Raw genomic sequence first — 18,700 nt, forward strand, 5'->3', positions numbered from 1 at the left:
ATTTATAAGCAAAATTACCCCTCTTACCAGTGCAATGTATGTGCATTTATTGGTTACAGAGCTCACAAATTCCCTTTACCAGCATATTCACATCTTCAGGGATAAATTTGTCAGGGAGATTAATTTGTGGTATTCTATGCTCCGTTAAGCAGGTAGTTCTATTGCATTTAGTGCAATGAAAGTGTAAATGTAGGTCTGAATGCTTTGTTAAACCTTCATCATGATCGCAGAGCGCGTATTTGGGAATACCTGTGCCATCATCTATTTGATGGACAATACAGTTCTCCTCAAAAGTCTTTAAAGTCCTATATAAGGTGGTTCTGTCGGATTTTTCAAAATTCCCCTCCACAACACTTAGGCTAACGGCGGAATTCTGGGAAACCATAAACCGATGCACCAAAATACGCATGGCCGTTGGCCTAACACCAAACTTCTTTAATTGCTTCTCAGTTTCTTCCATGATTGGTTGCTGTTGCCCTGTTTTACTATTGCTCCTTTGGCCCTAGGTGGCTCTAGGACACCATAGATATCATTATCGATCTAAACCACAAAATACAGACCTATTTGGTTTTATTTTTTTAAAAATAATGATAATGGTACAAAGACTGAGCACGTTACATAAAATTGTTCAAAACAGTCTATTTTATTTTTCCAAAAACCCCGACATAATTAATAATTGCAATTAATTGTTGTATTTTTAAACTAAACCAAAACTCAAAATTATGCCAATCCTAAACCGTTTTGCCCATTTCCAGTTGATACTTTGTTTTCTAATTTCCAACCTTGTATTAAATGCCCAAACCGGGTCTTTTGTTTATGGCGATGCGCTTCCGGACGCACCTGAATTATCTGCGCGCGGAAGCTATGCCGTTGGCGTACGTACTTTGGATTTTGTGAATAAGGGGCAGGCAGATGTTTTGAATTCAAAAAATGGGATAGACCCTATTTACGATCGACCATTGAAAGTGGAAGTTTGGTATCCGGCACAGTTGGCCGAGGGAGCAAAAGAAACTGTGGTTTATGATGAGGTCATGGGAACCGCCCATGACTCTTTAAGACCATTGACACCAATTACTTTTAAAGGTAGGGCGTCCCGCGATGCCGCCCCATTAACAACCGATGTTTCTTTTCCCCTTTTAGTAGTGGCACACGGGTATGTTGGCTCTAGATACCTTATGACCTATCTCACGGAAAATTTAGCCTCCAAAGGGTACGTGGTGGTGGCTATAGACCATACCGATTCTACTTTTAAGGATGCATCGCCTTTTGCAAGTACTTTGATGAACCGCGCCAAGGATATTTCCTTTGTACTAAACCAAATGGTAAACTTGGGCAAAGCTGCGGATAATAATTTTTTGGCAGGCTTGGTCGACTCTGAAAATATCGGCATCATAGGCTATTCTATGGGAGGTTACGGCGTTTTGAATGTAGCGGGAGCCGGATATAGTGATGGCCTTGTTGGATTCTTTTCCGGCATGACCGGCGGCAGTAAGGCAATAGTGGACCTGACCATGAGCAATCCGGACTTTCCTAAAGTTGACCCTAGAATAAAAGCGGTTGTAGCCTTTGCACCATGGGGAATGGAGCGCGGTATTTGGGATGCCGAAGGCTTAAAAGGACTTACGGTCCCTACTTTTTTTATAGCAGGGAGTCAAGATGATATTTCAGGATACGAAAAGGGAATTAAGGCTATCTATACAGGGGCAGTAAACGCAGATCGATATTTACTTACCTACGAAAATGCAAGGCACAATGTAGCCCCAAATCCGCCGCCAGCAGAATCTTTTGAACCTGGCCTACATATTGATGAATATTATAGATATGCCGAACCTAGTTGGGACGAGAGAAAAATTAATAATGTAAACCAGCATTTTTTGACTGCCTTTTTAGGTATTCATCTAAAACAGAAGAATTATTCAAAATTTTTAGAGTTGCAGGAAAATTCCAATGAAAAGGATTGGACCGGATTTAAGGCACGATCTTCAACAGGCATGGAGCTTCTTCATGACAAACCTGCTCCATAAAAGGTCTGGATAAAGCGATGTCCTTGACTTCGCGATACTTATTTTTATTTTATTTATAACTTATAAAAAACAGTTGGGTCATGATGTTATTTTGGAAAATCCTTAAAATTCTATTGGCCCTATTTATAATCTACGCTGGAGTACAACATTTTGTAAAACCAACGTTTTATCATGTTTTTGTACCAGATTTCTTACCCTTTAAAATGACGATTATTTATTTGTCCGGAATAATAGAAATTGTTTTGGGTGTTCTTCTCCTTCTTCCAAAATACGCCAGACTGGGAGCAACAGGCATATTTTGGCTAATGATCATTTTTCTTCCAATCCATGTTTGGGATGTTTTTTCCGATCAACCGGCGATAGGAAGTACGGAAGCAGCCATGATTCGCTTGCCAATACAGTTTGTCTTTATAGGTCTGGCCTGGGGTGTTGGAAAATATGCCACAGAAAAAGGTTTGGATTGATGTTTCCAATAGTATCAATTGAAAAAAAATTACATCTTTGTTGTTCTAAATGACTTTTAATATAAAGTATCACCACCTATGTCTGAACCTGGACATCTTCACTTTAAAATTTATAAACCTTTTGAAATGTTGAGTCAGTTGCACTCCAATGATGCCAAGGAATCCCGCAACAAACACTTCTTAAGTGAACTTTATAATTTTCCGGATGGTATTATGCCCATTGGGCGTCTGGATGAAAAATCCGAAGGATTGCTCCTGCTTACTACCGATGGGAAACTCAGCGATCTTGTTAACCGCTCGGGAATAGAAAAGGAATACTATGTACAGTTGGACGGGGAAATAACCAATGAAGCGATAGAACTACTACAAATTGGAGTGGAAATTGGATTCCATGGCAAGAAATATATAACTAAATCTACCATGGTCCACAGATTATATAACCTCCCTGCCCTACCAGAGCCGGATAAGAAATTGAGAATAGGACGGCATAGGCCTACTTCATGGATAAGTATCACTATAACCGAAGGCAAGTTTCGTCAGGTGCGTAAAATGACTGCTGCCGTAGGCTTCCCTACATTAAGATTGATCCGTATCCGCATTGGAAATATTAATTTGAAGGAATTAATTCCAGGAAGTGTAAGCCCGATAAAGGAACTATCCTTTGTAAATTCCAATGAATAGTCAATAGGACATGGAGCATCCCAAAAAATCCTACTCATTTCTAGTGAAGGGAACGAAACGTACAGGAAACAATTCTTTGGTTATTATCCTATCCTTCTTTTTAAGAACACTGACCAAATAGGTAACATTGTCACTTGGCCCAACAGGGATAACCATATGTCCCCCATCTTTTAATTGGTCCAACAAGGGCTGGGGAATCGCCTCTGCTCCCGCAGTGACCATAATAGCATCAAAAGGTGCTTTTTCTGGCCAACCGTGATACCCATCCCCCCATTTTACAACTACATTGTGGTACCCAAGGTTCTTTAATCGACTTTTGGCGGACATGGCCAAATCCTTTATAATTTCGATAGTATAAACTGAATCCACAATTTTACCTAATACCGCTGCCTGGTAACCCGATCCTGTTCCTATTTCCAAAACTCTATCGGTCGATTTCAATTTCAATGTTTCTGTCATGAATGCTACAATATAAGGTTGGGAAATAGTCTGATCGCTTCCTATAGGCAGTGCCCCATCCCTATAAGCATGTTCTACCAAGTTTTTTGGCACAAATTCATGCCTAGGTACATTTGTCATGGAATATAAGGTTAAAGGGTCTTTTATTCCCCGGGCTTGAAGCTGTGTCTTTACCATCTGCTCCCGTTGCATAACGTAATCGTTTTGGGCAATAAGTATACCTGAGAAACAAAGCGCAAGGCCATAAATGAGAAGAGATCTATAATTCATTGCTCTTATTTTTAAAGCATAACCTATTAATAATTAATAAGGTACAAAATAAAAGATGGGCATTCTAAACCTGGTAGTTAAAAGTATATTCCTTTTAAGGCAGCAATTCTATGATAGAACAAAACTAAAAATCAAATTAAATATGGCAGGATAAAACAAGGCCTTTTATATCAGGGCGCCGTTTCACTGAGCTTCGAAATGGGTGTAAGCAGTACTTTTCGGAATTCCACTTCGGCACCCTCGGCCTGCAAAGCAATATTTCCACTGCTTACAGTAGCATTATAGCCATGATTTACCAAATCACCATTTACCCACACCTTTATGGAGTTTTTAAGGCATTCTATGGTCATGGAATTCCATTCACCCAATGGTTTTTCGGAACCATCGGTTAGATTTTTTATTCTTCGCAATTTACCTTCGGTGATCCCCCATTCTTCCTTAGGTCCGCGCCTTTCCAGCATATCATCGGTCGTGATATCCTGAACAATGCACCAAAAATCGCCGGCATTTTCATGCATCATTTGAACCTCTATAGACTTGGGAAACATTTCATATAGAGATCTAGGAGTGGAGGCAAATACCAACACACCACAATTACCTGGTTTCCCGGCAAAACGATATTCCACTTCCAATCTAAAATCCTGATAAATGGCATCGGTAATAAGGTGACCCTGGGGTTCTCCCAAACTCACCAACATCCCCTCCCTAACTATAAATGGATTTACGGCATTGGGATTATTGTCCATTTCCGGCACATCTACATGCCACCCCTCCAAATCCTTCCCGTTAAATAGACTTTTGGAGGGCTGGGAAGTACAACTAATCAGTGTTAAAAAGGCGGTAACGACCAACACTATACTTTTCATATGTTCATTTTTATTGATTATAGTAATCCACAATTAAGAATTTCAAATCCAATATCCCTTAAATGTATCATTTTCCATTGACATATTATCTATCTGGATCGTCTTAATAGATTTTTCCTGATATACTTCAAAACCAGATTAGTTAATATACCCAACATAAATGTTGAGGAAAATACCTTACTAAACGGATGCGGGGGTTCAGTATAAATTAAGTAATTTGCACCCATTCAAAACAATAATAAAAGTGAAGGTCTGTATTGCGGAAAAACCTAGTGTTGCTCGGGAAATTGCTCAGGTATTAGGGGCAAACACCAAACACGACGGATATTTTGAAGGAAATGGTTACGCAGTTACTTTTACCTTTGGACATCTCTGCACTTTATTTGAGCCTAGCGATTACAAGCCACATTGGAAAAGTTGGGACCTTAACAATCTACCCATGCTCCCGGATAAGTTTAAAACAAAAGTGGTGGACAATGCGGGAATCCAAAAACAGTTCCATATTGTAAAAAGTCTATTTGATAAAGCGGAAGTGGTAATCAACTGTGGGGATGCTGGACAGGAAGGGGAATTAATACAGCGTTGGGTTTTACATCAGGCCAATTATAAGGGCGAAGTACAGCGATTATGGATCTCATCCCTAACCACCGAGGCCATTAAGGAGGGATTTACCAAGTTAAAATCTTCCCACGACTACGACAATCTTTATTATGCCGGGTTTTCCCGCGCCATAGGGGACTGGCTTTTAGGAATGAATGCCACACGTCTTTATACCGTAAAACACGGGGGGTACAAACAAATGTTATCTGTTGGGCGGGTACAAACCCCTACCTTGGCCATGGTGGTCAATAGGTTTAAGGAAATAGAAAGTTTTACACCCCAACCCTATTGGGAACTGCAAACACTGTATAGGGAGACCGTTTTTAATTATGAAGAGGGCCGTTTCTTGAAAATGGAAGACGGGGAAGTTCTGGCCAAGGAAGTAAAGGAACACGAATTCGAAATTGTCAGCATTACCAAAAAGAAAGGCAAGGAATACGCTCCAAAGTTGTTCGATCTAACAGGTCTACAGGTGTATTGCAACACCAAGTTTGGATTTACGGCAGATGAAACACTTAAGATTGTCCAGAAATTATATGAACAAAAAGTAGTTACCTATCCTAGGGTGGATACCACTTTTTTACCTAATGACGTTTATCCCAAAGTGGCAGGAATACTTCGCAATCTAACCCAATACGAACAGTTGACCTCTACCCTCTTGTTAAAGAAGATCAGGAAATCCACCAAGGTTTTCAATGATAAAAAAGTAACGGACCACCATGCGATCATACCCACTGGTGTTGAAATAATGTTAGGCGCAGCCCAGCAGCAGGTCTACGACAGTATCGTCAGGAGGTTTATTGCTGTGTTTTACGATGATTGTGAAGTTTCCAACACCACCGTCATTGGTAAGGCAGCCAACATCTCTTTTAAAACAACCGGGAAGGAAATCCTTAAAAAAGGCTGGCGAATTGTTTTTGAGACTGCCAATACCAAAGAAAAAAAGGAAACTGGAATTTTACCCAATTTTGTAAAAGGTGAAAAAGGTCCTCACGAACCTTCATTTTTGGAAAAGCAGACCAAACCACCCAAACAATATACGGAAGCCACCTTGCTAAGAGCCATGGAGACGGCCGGAAAACAAGTTGATGATGATGAAATGCGGGAACTCATGAAAGAGAACGGAATTGGTAGACCTTCAACCCGTGCCAATATTATAGAAACCTTATTTAGGCGCAAGTACATAGAAAGAAAAAAGAAGCAGATACTACCAACCCCAACCGGCATACAACTGATTGATACGATACAAAACGAATTGTTGAAATCTGCAGAACTGACCGGCTTATGGGAAAAGCAATTAAAGGATATAGAAAAAGGTATGTTCAGTGCCGGCATGTTTATAGCCAACATGAAGAAGATGGTAGACGAATTGGTTTATGAAGTACGAAGTGAGACCCAACGTGCCAATATCTCCCATACCTTGGAACACAAAAAGACGGTACTCCAAAAAACTAAGACCAATACCGGCGCCATCACAGCGGAAACCTGCCCTAAATGTAAAAACGGTACACTAATAAAGGGGAAGTCGGCCTATGGCTGCAGTGAATATAAAAATGGTTGCAATTTTTTACTCCCCTTTGTCTTTCATCACAAAAAAATCTCGGAAAATCAGTTCACAAGATTACTCCAAAAAGGTTGTACGGTAAATTTAAAAGGGTTTAGATACAATGGTGCCGAGGATATTGAGGGCCTAGTACGGTTTGATGAACAATATGGATTGGTATTGGAGCCAAAGAAAAAACTGGATACCGATACTCCCGGCTGTCCCAAATGCAAAGAAGGGAAAATTGTAAAAGGTAAAAATTCCTACGGTTGTAGTAATTATACGAAGGGATGCGATTTTAGATTTACATTTGACGAAGTCAAGGCAAAAGCATCCAATAAACCCCTAACAAAAGCTCTTGTTCTATCTATTTTGAATGGGAATTACTAATATATCTAGCTGTTTGCACAGGGGAAAGATTTAAATAAAGCTTCATTCCCAACTTAGGTTGAACCTTGTGCTATGTAAAAACAAAAGACCGTCCAAAAAATAGACGGTCTTATTGTTACACAAGCATAGCCCCTCATAATGGAGAGCCAATACCTATTATCTCTACTCCTATAAAATGGCTACCAATTCCAATTCAAAAGTAAGGTCTTGCCCGGCCAATACATGATTGGCATCTATAACAATACTTTCTTCCTTAACATCGGTAATTCGCAATTGGTTCTCAGTTCCGTCCGGATTCTGAGCAATTAATGTCATTCCAATCTCCGGGGTTATATTTTCGGGAAGTTCAGCCTTCTTAATTTCATGGAACAGTTCCTCCATGATATCTCCATAGGCTTCCTCTTTAGGAATGTTTATAGTCTTCTTTTCATTGACTTCCATATTCACCAATTCCTTCTCAAAACCAGGAATAAGTTGTCCTTGCCCCAACGTAACTTCGATAGGATCTCTTTCCAAAGAACTGTCGAAAATTTGTCCGGTTTTTAATTTCCCAGTGTAATGTACTTTTACCTTGTCATTTTCCTTAACTCTACTCATAAAATTCAGTATCTCTAATTTTTAATCTGACTATTAAGTTGCAAACCTATGGGATATAGATTTTTTAGAAGAATAGATTGCCCTAAAACCGCCAAAATTTACAATATATTAACACTTTTTGCTAATAATCATACAGTTTCAACAATATATTGGGCATCCTTTATTCCAAAATGGCCTGATAGACCAAACTTCTCAACTTGGCATGGTCATCAATTCCGTTAGTGGGTATAAGTTGTTTAAAATAAACTACTACAAGTTCTTCCACGGGATCTGCCCAATAAGTGGATCCGTATGCCCCTCCCCATTCAAAAGTACCTACAGAACCATGCTCTCCCCTTTCACCTACGTTTTTTGTGATGGAGAAGCCGAGACCAAAGCCCGAACCACTTCTACTGCCATAGGGTATGTCCCTAACGTCAACGTGATCGGCAATCATTAACTCAACAGTTTTCGGGGACAATATTCTATTCCCGTTAAATTCACCACCATTCAACATCATTTGTAAAAATTTGGCATAATCCATTGCGGTGGAAACAAGACCCGCCCCGCCCGAAAAGCTTTTGCGGGGCCCCTTTACGTAATGGCCCTGACCAATGCCCAAACCTGGATCCGGGGACCTTTCCAAGGGCTTGCCTTCATAAGCCATATATGAAGTTGCCAACCTATCCGCCTTGTTTTTTGGCAAATAAAAATAAGTATCTGTCATTCCTATGGGTTCCAGAATTCTTTCTTTGATAAATTCGTCCAATGTTTTACCCGAAGCTTTTTGAACAATTACACCCAAAATATCCGTATTGTAACCATATACAAATCGCTCACCAGGCTGGGCATCCATAGGTAATTTGGCCATACGGGCAATGGTTTCTTCTATGGGCTCGTTCCTATCTGCAAAATACCAGTTCTGTATCCCTGCTTCTTCCCATTCTTTTTTTGCCGGTCCATGGCCGTAGCCAATACCAGCAGTATGGGTCAACAAATCCCTAATTGTTATGGAACGGTTTGCCCTAACCACATCGTACCCACCATCATCGCGTACTTTGGCTACAGTTGTCTCTTTCCATTCCGGCAAATATTTTCCTATCGGGTCTGAAATCAATAGTTTTCCTTCCTCCTGCAGGATCATGGCTGCAACACTTACAATCGCCTTCGTTTGCGATGCAATTCTAAAGATGGCGTCGGTAGTCATCTTGTTGCCTGCCTCTATATCGCTCTTGCCAAACGCCTTATGATAGATTATTTTACCATTTCTGGCTACCAAGGCAACATTTCCCGACATTTTGCCGTCTTTAACATACTGCTCCAGCGTAGTCGATAGTCGTTCCAACCTCTCAGAAGACATCCCTACCTCCTCGGGCAGTGCTGTGGATAAATTTTGAGCCTGGGAATAGGATAGCAATAATAGACATCCCAACAATAGAATGTGTCCTTTGAGTAATTGTACCATGGTTTTTGAAAGTTTGATTAGTTACTTATTTAAGAAGGTTAAAAGTTATTCTTTTTTTTGGTTATAAAAAACAGCTAATAGAATTATATAAACAGCAGTATCCTGAATAATTTGGGACAAAAAAAATAGTACATAAACCCATGAAACTTATGGATTAATATGTACTATCCCTTAAATTTAAAAGTATACCAAATCCCTTATGGAATTTGGCTAGGGTACTAAATTTTCTTTACACGTACTGCATTCATACCTTTCAGTCCCTTTTCCAGTTCAAAGGAAACCTTGTCATTTTCAGCAATCTCATCTATGAGCCCACTAACATGGGTAAAATATTTTTCTTGGTTTTCAGTATCGATTATAAATCCAAATCCTTTGGAAGTATCAAAGAAGGATACTTTGCCATTTCTAACAGGGTCGAATTCTTCCACATCGCTATCATCTCTTTTGGGCACCCCAATTTCAATGGTAGAGGCGTCTATTTTTATTTTTTTAGAGGGATCTGGCGGTGTATCCGTTAAATTTCCGTCGTGGTCAACATAGGCAAATTGGATACCCGGTCCATTTTCCTTCGACTCCAATTTACGTGCTTCCTTTTTCTTTTGTTTTTCTTCGCGCTTTTTTAGACGCTTCTTTTCTTTTTCACTTTTACTATACGTTTGTTGCGATTTTGCCATTGTTTTTTTTAAAGTTATAAATTGTAAATCTCGTCTGAGCAGCGGTTGAAATACTAAACGAGTGTTTGAAAAAGAAAAATGAATCTAATTTTATCTACCCAAGAATTTAGTAGCAGCAATGGTGATTACAGGTCAATGCGCAACTCTTTAAACTTCAACAAATATAAGGCTAGTATTTCAAATATTTTAATTTAGTTCCCCAATTTTTTATCCTGATTAAAGAAAATTGGGCATGATTTTCAGGATTTTGGGATAAAAATCAGGAAATTACAATTTCTGTATTAATTCTTCTTTAAAATATCTGGTCCAATACCATTGTCATAAGCCAACCAGTACTTCCAATCCCTAAGCAATACCCTTGCTTCCGGTAACAAACGCATTCATATAGTCCTAATTTTTAAATGATTGCCTCAGTTTTTAGGAATTTTTCTTACAATTCACCTCAAAAATCCTTAACTTCTAAGCATATAAACTCAAAAAACTCATATATGAAAAAGTATTACTTTATTGCAGTGATTTTCATTTTTGGGATGGTTGGTTTTACCAACGCCCAAATAACGGGATCAGTTTTGGATGAAGAGGGAACACCTTTGCCCGGTGCATCCATAGTAATTAAAGGAACCACCACAGGTACCACCACGGATTTCGATGGCAACTTTACCATAGAAGCCTCGATGGGTGATGTTTTGGTGGTTTCCTATATTGGATTTGAGACCTTACCGGTAACGGTCAACAATTCCGTGATGGACATACGTCTCACTTCGGGTGTGGCCCTATCAGAAGTAATTATTGTAGGTTCCCGTAATCCGAATAGGACTGCCACCGAAAGTACCGTTCCCGTAGATGTCATAGACATGACGGAACTGAACAATGTGGCTCCCCAAGTGAATCTAAACCAGATATTAAATTATGTGGCACCATCCTTCACCTCCAATACCCAGACCATATCGGACGGTACAGATCATATTGATCCGGCCTCCCTTAGAGGATTGGGACCAGATCAGGTCTTGGTACTGATCAACGGCAAAAGAAGGCATACCTCTTCTTTGATCAATGTTAACGGGACATTTGGTAGAGGAAGTGTAGGAACGGATTTAAATGCCATCCCTGCCGCTGCCATACAGCGTATAGAAGTGCTACGGGACGGTGCAGCCGCCCAATATGGTTCAGATGCCATTGCTGGGGTTATCAATATTATATTGAACAAAAATGTAAATGAACTCACCACAACTGTTACTACAGGGGCCAATTTTACCAAAAATGCCAATGACCAAACAGGTGGCGTAGACGGGGAAACCACTAACATATCCGCTAGTTATGGCATACCATTGGGCGATAATGGTGGATTTATAAACCTCTCCGGAGATTTCGACGTTCGGGAGGAATATAGCCGAATGATGGAATGGGAAGGTTCAATTTTCAATGCCTATAATTCTATTGAAAGACTGGCCGTAGGTCAGGGCTTAAATTTAAGCTCCCTTACTGATTCAGATGTAGTTAACTTGGCACAAAACCTTCCATTTTTAACCCAGGATGATAAAGATCTTATCAGTGGTTTTACCTCAGAAGAATTACATAGTCCAACAAAAATTTATAGTGATGGCACGGTTGTTTTTTACAACCCTTTGTCCAACAACACTACGGACGATGAATTGGCGGCAAGGGCACAACAAAGAAGTGATTATAATATGAGGGTTGGTCAATCTGCGTTACGCGGTGGCCGTTTATTTGCCAATTTCTCCCTGCCCTTGGATGATATAGGTACAACGCTTTACTCCTTTGCCGGGATCAGTTCCAGAACCGGCAATTCAGCCGGATTTTATAGGTTGCCCAACCAAAGTAGGACCTATACTCCTGCTTATATTGATGGCTTTTTACCGGAGATCAATTCCAATATTAAAGATCAATCCATATCCATTGGTATAAAAGGGATGGTTGGTGATTGGAGCATCGACTTGAGCAATACCTATGGAAAGAACTCTTTTTTATATACTATTGGAAATACACATAATGCCTCTATGCAAAACGCCTCCCCCACCTTTTTTGATGCCGGTGGATTTTCATTCATGCAGAACACCTCCAATTTGGACATTACCCAATTTTTTGAGGATGTCATGTCAGGTTTAAACGTTGCTTTTGGTGCGGAATATAGGGTAGAGAACTATGATATTGTGGCTGGGGAGCAAGCTTCTTATGGTCAGTATACCAGTGCAGGACAATTAATTACTGTGGCTAGCCAGTCACCCTCTAGGGACTTTTTTGGAAGTGCTAGGCCAGGGGGCTCGCAAGTGTTTCCTGGTTTTGCACCTAGTAATGAACTTTCCAGGGGAAGAAGTAGTGTAGCTGGATATTTTGACGTAGAGGCCGATTTTTCGGAAGCCTTTTTAGCCAGTTTCGCTACCCGATATGAAAATTACAGCGATTTTGGTGGAACCATCAATTTTAAATTGGCAGGAAGATTTAAGGCTACTGAAAATCTAAATATTCGTGGAGCTTTAAATACAGGCTTTAGGGCGCCATCCCTACACCAAATCAACTTTAATTCCACTTCTACCATTTTCGATAACCAGGGCAATCCACAGGAAGTAGGGACTTTTGCCAATAACAGTAGGGCGGCCACACTTTTGGGTATTCCTCAGTTGAAGGAGGAAACTTCCCAAAGTGTTAGTTTGGGACTTACCGCCAAAATACCGGACGCCAATCTTACCATAACGGTGGATGGTTATTTTGTGAAAATAAATGATAGGGTAGTCTATACAGGACAGTTTAGCCCTTCCCCGGATGAAGGAACCGGAGTGGACGATATACCGGCGGTGTATTCCGGGACACAGTTAGAACTACTCAATATATTACGTCAAGCCAATGCCACGGCAGCCTCATTCTTCGCCAATGCAATTGATACTGAATCGAAAGGACTGGATATTGTTCTTACCCATAGAACCGACTTGGGAGCCAACTGGAGGTTAAAGTCGGATCTTGCAGGTACTTTCTCTAAAACAAAGAAAGTGGGAGATATCAATGCATCGGATGTTCTAAGGAATGCTGGCAAGGTCGGCACCTACTTTCCGGAGGATAGCAGGGTTTATTTGGAAGAGGCAGTGCCCAGGACCAAAATAAACCTTTCCAACAGCCTTACCTCGGATAAATTTATCATTTTCCTAAGAAATGTATACTTTGGAGAGGTAACCGAAGCAACAACAACGGTGGCCAATCAGCAGGTATTCGGTACTAAATTGGTTACCGACCTATCTGTAGGGTATAAGGCAACTGATGCCCTAACTTTGACCCTTGGGGCCAATAATTTGTTCGATATCTATCCGGACAGGGCCAAGGACGAATTTGGCAACCGTAGTGATGGCCGTTTCGATTGGTCCCGTAGAGCGCAACAATTTGGAATAGGTGGTAGATTCCTTTTTGCCAGGCTGAATTTTACACTTAAATAACGTGAGTTCGACATAAAAATATTATCAATACATTGATTTAATGTAAGTTATAATAAATGCTACGGTCCCCTCGAGCGGAGTCGAGAGGTTATTTTACTGTAATGTATTTGCAATGAGGTCTCGACTCCGCTCGACCGGACAGATGTCACATAAACAACTGATTTTAAATAAAATACATATCGAACTCACGTTAAATAGGAATTGCAAATAGCATTCACAAAAATGGAAAAAGCCACTTAACAGTGGCTTTTTCTTATTATTATAGGCCCTAAGGGTTTAACCTATAGGGGCCATAAATACGTATATCCTTAGCCATGTAGGCTCACCTCCAACACTATATTTGTTTTCAACAATTTGGAAATGGGACAAATTTCTTTGGCTTTTTGGGCTATTTCCTTAAACTGTTCCAATTTGATCCCCGGTACCGTACCGCTCAGACTTAAAGTAATCTGCGTTATACTCCCATCCTCAAAGTTTACCTTGGCAGCTGTATCCAAATTGGTAGGAGTAAAACCTGCCTCCCCCAATAAAAAGCTGAGCTGCATGGTAAAGCATCCTGCATGGGCCGCTCCCACCAATTCTTCAGGATTGGTACCCTTACCATCTTCGAACCGTGACTTAAAGGAATATTGGGTATCCTTTAAGATGGCACTTTCCGTACTCAAGGTACCCTTGCCATCCTTTCCGCTACCTTTCCAGTTTGCACTTGCTTTTCTAGTGAATTTCATACCTATTAATTTTAAGTTATTACAATCTATTATTTAACGCTTCGATCCATGTTGACCTAGCTTATCCATCACAATTCCTTTTTGTAAGGGAATTTGGAAATCCTATTTAATATATATGTGATGAATAATTAAGCACACCAACCTCTAAGATATTAAATAGGTAATAATAATCCATTAAAATTCACACAATTCCTGCAAATCCACATTCATTCCACACAATCTGAAGTTTTATTAAAAAAAGTATATAAAATTAAAATTAATATAATCAACTGATTATCAATTCTATAGGTTCTAAATCTTTTTGAAATTCAAAGCAACAATGTTAAATATTGCTTAAAACGGTACTATTTTATACATAGTACTGTAACAAATCTATCCATCTGTCGTCTTCTAGTAGTAAATCAATTAATCACTTTTAAACTAAATATCATGGAAACTCTAAACAAACATCTGGTAAAACAAACAATTGAATCTTCAAAAAGTAGAATTTGGAATAGTAAGAGAAGATACAATTAGTAGTCCAAAATCAATCAAAAAAAAACAAAAACTTAATTTAAACATCAATTAAAAATCAACATCATGGAAACAGTTAACAAACATTTCGTAAAGCAAACAATTGAAAACTCTAAAAGCAACATTTGGAACACCAAGAGGCGTTTCAGGTAATAAAAAAACTTAAAACAGTAAACATGAAATCATTCATTCACAAATCACAATCAGAATCAACAAATTTTCAGTTGACCGGGGAAAGTATTCTAATGGTAAATTTTAAAAGTATCAAGAAAAACCGTTGGGCCGAGCGCAGAATCTATTTAAACTAATTCCCGTTATTTATTCGGAAAAGGTTCTATAATTAAAAGCAGTTGAAATGGTATCACCTGCTTTTTTTTATGTTGTGGCATTCTTACCTATCCCCTATTCCACAGAAAAGGATTATAAAATTTTAATGGTCCCCTAATCCTCTTTTGGGGAATACCGACTTGAAAATCTAGAAAACAAAACCAATTTTTTTCTGGTATTGATGAAATAGACACCAGTTAGAAGCACAATAGCCGCAATTGTGGACTGAGTGGTTATCTGTTCATCCAAGAAAAACCAGCCCAGCAAAAGCGCTATAATAGGGTTTACATAGGTGGAAGTAGCTACTTTTTCCGGAGAAACCACTTTTAATAAATAGTTAAATGCCGTAAAAGCAACAATACTGCCAAGAACGATTAGGAACAGCATAGCATATTGAACCGGACTGCTCCAAGTGGTTGGAAGGGTCCAGGTTTCCCCAATGAGCAGACTTCCTACCATTAGTATGATTCCCGCTGTAAACATTTGAAATCCTGTATTGACAAAATAATTCTTGGGCAGGTCCGCCTTGGCAACAAACAAACTGCCATATGCCCAACTAACCATACAGAAAAATATCATGACCATCCCTAAGACGGAGTTCTCCTGACTTATAACTTGATTTTGACTTACCAATAAATAGATTCCCAATATTCCGATAATAACCCCAACAACGGACATGGTCTGAATCTTTTTCCCTTCTAGAATTCGCATTAACAATAAAATTACCAAGGGTTGTGCCGCTATTTCCAAAGCAGCAAAACCACTGTCTACGTATTTAAGTGCCCAAACAACAAATCCGTTTCCAAAAGCTAGGAATAGAAATCCAGCAACAATGGAATTCAGTAGTTGTTTTTTAGTTATGGTCAGGGGAATGCCCATGATCTTACACAGTATAAAAATTAAAATTCCAGCGACCGAAAAGCGTACAGAAGCCAACATAAATGGAGGTAGTTCATGTACAGCAATCTTGTTCATCAGATAAGTAGATCCCCAAATGACATATATGGCAAAAAAAGCGAGTACTATTAGAAGTGTATTCTGGGATTTGGACATAAAAATAACTTTTCCAATGAACCACAAAAGTAAGTATAACTTTTATTAAATATGCCCATCCAAGAAGCCATGTTATTTTTAATAATCAACGAAGCATTTTACCTTATTCCTAGATTACGAGCTTCATAGATAAACCCTTATATACTTAGCTCAACATACGGCAACGGCAAAGCATTCCTCTAAAAATTTCCATACAATTTATCCAGAGCTTACCAGCTACCGCCTCCGCCACCACCAAACCCCCCACCAGAGGAACCTCCACCAGAACTTCCGCTACTGGAAGGGGAACTCACCATATTGGATTTGGTACTGGCCATGGCGTTGGAAAAAGATTTGGAAAACTGATTCATGGTAAGGCTGCTACTGGAAGTAGACGTGTACCAGTCCGGGGGCAGTATATTTAGGTCTCGAAACTTTTTGGCCCATTGATCAAACAAACCAAAGGCAAGTGCATATCCCAGGGTATTTTCAAAATAATGAGGGTCACCCTTTAAAAGCATTTTTAATCTGTTTTCTTCAGCTACCTTGATAAATCTTTTAAATCCCATTAATTCTGACAGCAACTCATTGCCCTTCTCATTCTTTTTGACCATAAATCGATTGACAAAAATCAGTATGACACAAAAACCAACTATTGCCACTGCCGCCAAAGGGCCCCAAAAGAACAAGCCCACCATGGTAAGTCCAATGGCCAAAGCAATCAAGGCTACATACATAATACCCTGCATTTTTTTTGACTCCGCTTCGTAATAGGGTTGCGCACTTTCCTTTAACTGGCTACGTGCCTTGATCATTTTGGTGTAAAAGGTATCCTTTAAACTACTCACCAGCACTTCGGTACCAACAACATTGTTGTTGTCACCGAACAGCCCCCTGAATATTTCCAATTCATAGGAGGGAGAATCCGGTGGCAAAGACTGAAGTCGTATGATTCTAGTGTCCTTTGATCCAAAAAGACCTTTTTTGGGAATTTCTTCAAGTCTTATCAATCCTTTTGAGCCCCAATAAGGTATTAAGGCTATTAAGTCGGAATTGTCATCCTTATCGTTGATCAAAAAACCCACCATGGCCGGATCTAAACTGTCCGGCGGATAATAACTGGTGGCGGCAATGACACGTTTGTCCTTGCCAAATTTCCACCATACCCTGAAAAATGCAAAAAGCATTATCCCAATAAGGAATACCCAACCATAGCTATCCCAAAAAGGCCAGAAAGGTTTCTCTTCCTTAACCGATCCTAAGGGAAGATTGATCAATACTGTAACACTTTGTCCGGGATGGGATACAAAGCCAGCCTTGCTTGTTCCCGAGAATTCATTATCTGTATAATATAATTGCATGGCAGAAGTTATAGAGGAAGTACCCCTATCCCCAGTGTAAACAAAGCTATTTTCCTTGCCGGGATATACATTGTCCGGAAGTCTAATGGTAAAACTGACCTGATGAAAATCGGCCAACCAATCCTCCGGTTTAATGTTCCAATAAAACCGGATATGCGAATCCTCAAAAAGAAAGGCATTATGGACCCTGTATTTTATTTCGTAATGCTGGGGACCCACCAGGGTAATATCCTTATCCCCAATTTTGATTTCCAATTGGTCCTGCATCTTTTGTACAAAATCGAACGGAGCTTCAAATTTGTAATCTGGAACCTTTATCTTACTAATCCTGATCTTGCGTGTAGATTCGTTACCCTTGGAATCGATTAGGTCATATTTTGTTTGAATAGTCCTATAAATACCGTGTTTGGGGATTTCGAAGTTAAGATCGTAGTTTTCCACTACGTCAAAATAACCTTCTTCATGAACCGTAATGTCGACAGTGTAATTCTTAACCGTAAAATCCTGGGCCAATCCCGTATTTATGGTCAAAAGAACCAAAAGTAAGTAATAGGTATTTTTCATTAAGAGAAATCTACTTTTACATTCGCCCTACTTGCCTCCTCTGCTTCAAAATAATCGAAATGTTGATATTTAAATAAACTGGCTACAAGCACCCCTGGTACGCTTTCCCCATAAGTGTTGTTTTCTCTCACAGAACCATTATAGTACCTTCTGGCACGTTCAAGATTTTCTTCAATTTCATTTAACTTTTGTTGCAGATCCAAATAATTGGTGTTGGCCTTAAGATCTGGATAGGCTTCCCCCAAAGCAAAGATACTTCTCAAACTTTGTTGAAGCTGGTTTTCTGCCTTTATCTGGGCATTGATATCACCAGAAGGGACCGCCATAGCCGCATTACGGGCGTTTATCACAGCCTCTAAGGTAGATTTTTCATGTTTGGCATATCCTTTTACGGTCTCTACTAAATTCGGTATAAGATCGTACCTTCTTTTTAGGGCCACATCTATATTGCTCCAAGCATCCTTGACAAGATTTCTAAGTGTGGCAAAGCGATTGAAAACATTTACTAAGAACAAGGCAATCAAAGCAAGGATTCCCAAAAAAATAATTAATGTAACCATGGTTCGGTTTTTTTAGTTATTGTGAATAAGGCTACACTAAGTTACTTTATTTTTTCTTTGGTCAATAAGGTTAATGACTACATTCTAAAATTGGACCCTGGGTATATGATAAAAAAGGTGTATAATGCCGTTTGTTTGATTAAACCACTACATTATGACA

The 18,700-nt window shown here is 39.5% G+C and carries 16 protein-coding genes; 6 read left to right on the top strand and 10 right to left on the bottom strand.

The features are described from left to right. Positions 1-46 precede the first annotated feature (46 nt). A complete protein-coding gene (locus tag U735_RS0113460; protein WP_031444321.1) occupies positions 47-460 on the bottom strand; it encodes a Fur family transcriptional regulator in 414 nt (137 codons plus the stop codon). 262 nt (positions 461-722) lie between these two features. On the opposite strand from U735_RS0113460, the gene U735_RS0113465 reads away from it, so the two are divergent. The 3 genes from U735_RS0113465 (at position 723) to U735_RS0113475 (ending at position 3,169) form a co-directional block, all read left to right on the top strand. Beyond that, positions 723-2,024, top strand: a complete 1,302-nt coding sequence (locus tag U735_RS0113465) for an alpha/beta hydrolase family protein (protein ID WP_031444322.1) — start codon at positions 723-725, stop codon at positions 2,022-2,024. Positions 2,025-2,104: 80 nt separating this feature from the next. Continuing rightward, on the top strand, positions 2,105-2,488 hold the full coding sequence (locus U735_RS0113470) for a DoxX family protein (protein ID WP_031444323.1): 384 nt from the start codon (positions 2,105-2,107) through the stop codon (positions 2,486-2,488). A 78-nt stretch (positions 2,489-2,566) separates the two neighbouring features. Next, positions 2,567-3,169 (top strand): pseudouridine synthase, encoded by a 603-nt coding sequence (locus U735_RS0113475; RefSeq protein WP_031444324.1) that lies wholly within the window; start codon positions 2,567-2,569, stop codon positions 3,167-3,169. 30 nt (positions 3,170-3,199) lie between these two features. On the opposite strand, the gene U735_RS0113480 is transcribed toward U735_RS0113475, so the two are convergent. Further along, the gene (locus U735_RS0113480; protein WP_031444325.1) at positions 3,200-3,898 is read right to left on the bottom strand and encodes a protein-L-isoaspartate(D-aspartate) O-methyltransferase; all 699 of its coding nucleotides are present in this window, start codon (positions 3,896-3,898) and stop codon (positions 3,200-3,202) included. 170 nt (positions 3,899-4,068) lie between these two features. Then, positions 4,069-4,764: a 3-keto-disaccharide hydrolase gene (locus U735_RS0113485; RefSeq protein WP_031444326.1), complete on the bottom strand. Its 696-nt coding sequence runs from the start codon at positions 4,762-4,764 to the stop codon at positions 4,069-4,071. Between the two features lie 244 nt (positions 4,765-5,008). Between U735_RS0113485 and U735_RS0113490 the strand changes: the two genes are divergently transcribed. Beyond that, a complete protein-coding gene (locus U735_RS0113490; RefSeq protein ID WP_031444327.1) occupies positions 5,009-7,297 on the top strand; it encodes a DNA topoisomerase 3 in 2,289 nt (762 codons plus the stop codon). A 168-nt stretch (positions 7,298-7,465) separates the two neighbouring features. Here the strand turns inward: U735_RS0113490 and U735_RS0113495 are convergent, their stop codons facing one another. The 3 genes from U735_RS0113495 to U735_RS0113505 form a co-directional block, all read right to left on the bottom strand. Continuing rightward, positions 7,466-7,894, bottom strand: coding sequence for an FKBP-type peptidyl-prolyl cis-trans isomerase (locus U735_RS0113495; protein WP_031444328.1), 429 nt, complete (start codon positions 7,892-7,894; stop codon positions 7,466-7,468). Between the two features lie 160 nt (positions 7,895-8,054). Then, entirely contained in the window at positions 8,055-9,338 is a 1,284-nt protein-coding gene (locus U735_RS0113500) for a serine hydrolase domain-containing protein (RefSeq protein ID WP_031444329.1), read from the bottom strand. A 218-nt stretch (positions 9,339-9,556) separates the two neighbouring features. Further along, entirely contained in the window at positions 9,557-10,012 is a 456-nt protein-coding gene (locus U735_RS0113505; RefSeq protein WP_031444330.1) for a cold-shock protein, read from the bottom strand. A 488-nt stretch (positions 10,013-10,500) separates the two neighbouring features. Here U735_RS0113505 and U735_RS0113515 point away from each other — a divergent pair, with 488 nt between their 5' ends. Beyond that, positions 10,501-13,455, top strand: a complete 2,955-nt coding sequence (locus U735_RS0113515; protein WP_031444331.1) for a TonB-dependent receptor — start codon at positions 10,501-10,503, stop codon at positions 13,453-13,455. Positions 13,456-13,763: 308 nt separating this feature from the next. Here the strand turns inward: U735_RS0113515 and U735_RS0113520 are convergent, their stop codons facing one another. Next, entirely contained in the window at positions 13,764-14,183 is a 420-nt protein-coding gene (locus U735_RS0113520) for an OsmC family protein (RefSeq protein WP_031444332.1), read from the bottom strand. Between the two features lie 689 nt (positions 14,184-14,872). Here U735_RS0113520 and U735_RS26075 point away from each other — a divergent pair. After that, positions 14,873-15,004: a hypothetical protein gene (locus U735_RS26075; RefSeq protein WP_258364888.1), complete on the top strand. Its 132-nt coding sequence runs from the start codon at positions 14,873-14,875 to the stop codon at positions 15,002-15,004. Between the two features lie 133 nt (positions 15,005-15,137). On the opposite strand, the gene U735_RS0113535 is transcribed toward U735_RS26075, so the two are convergent. From U735_RS0113535 to U735_RS0113545, 3 genes are all read right to left on the bottom strand, one after another. Next, positions 15,138-16,076 carry an EamA family transporter gene (locus U735_RS0113535; protein WP_031444334.1) on the bottom strand — a complete coding sequence of 313 codons (939 nt, stop codon included), beginning with the start codon at positions 16,074-16,076 and terminating at the stop codon, positions 15,138-15,140. 209 nt (positions 16,077-16,285) lie between these two features. Then, a complete protein-coding gene (locus tag U735_RS0113540; protein ID WP_034248481.1) occupies positions 16,286-17,980 on the bottom strand; it encodes a DUF2207 domain-containing protein in 1,695 nt (564 codons plus the stop codon). After that, positions 17,980-18,540, bottom strand: a complete 561-nt coding sequence (locus tag U735_RS0113545) for a LemA family protein (RefSeq protein ID WP_031444336.1) — start codon at positions 18,538-18,540, stop codon at positions 17,980-17,982. Before U735_RS0113545 ends, U735_RS0113540 begins: the two co-directional genes overlap by 1 nt. Between the last annotated feature and the right edge of the window lie 160 nt (positions 18,541-18,700).

This window comes from Arenibacter algicola (genome assembly GCF_000733925.1).
In the GTDB taxonomy this organism is placed as follows: domain Bacteria; phylum Bacteroidota; class Bacteroidia; order Flavobacteriales; family Flavobacteriaceae; genus Arenibacter; species Arenibacter algicola.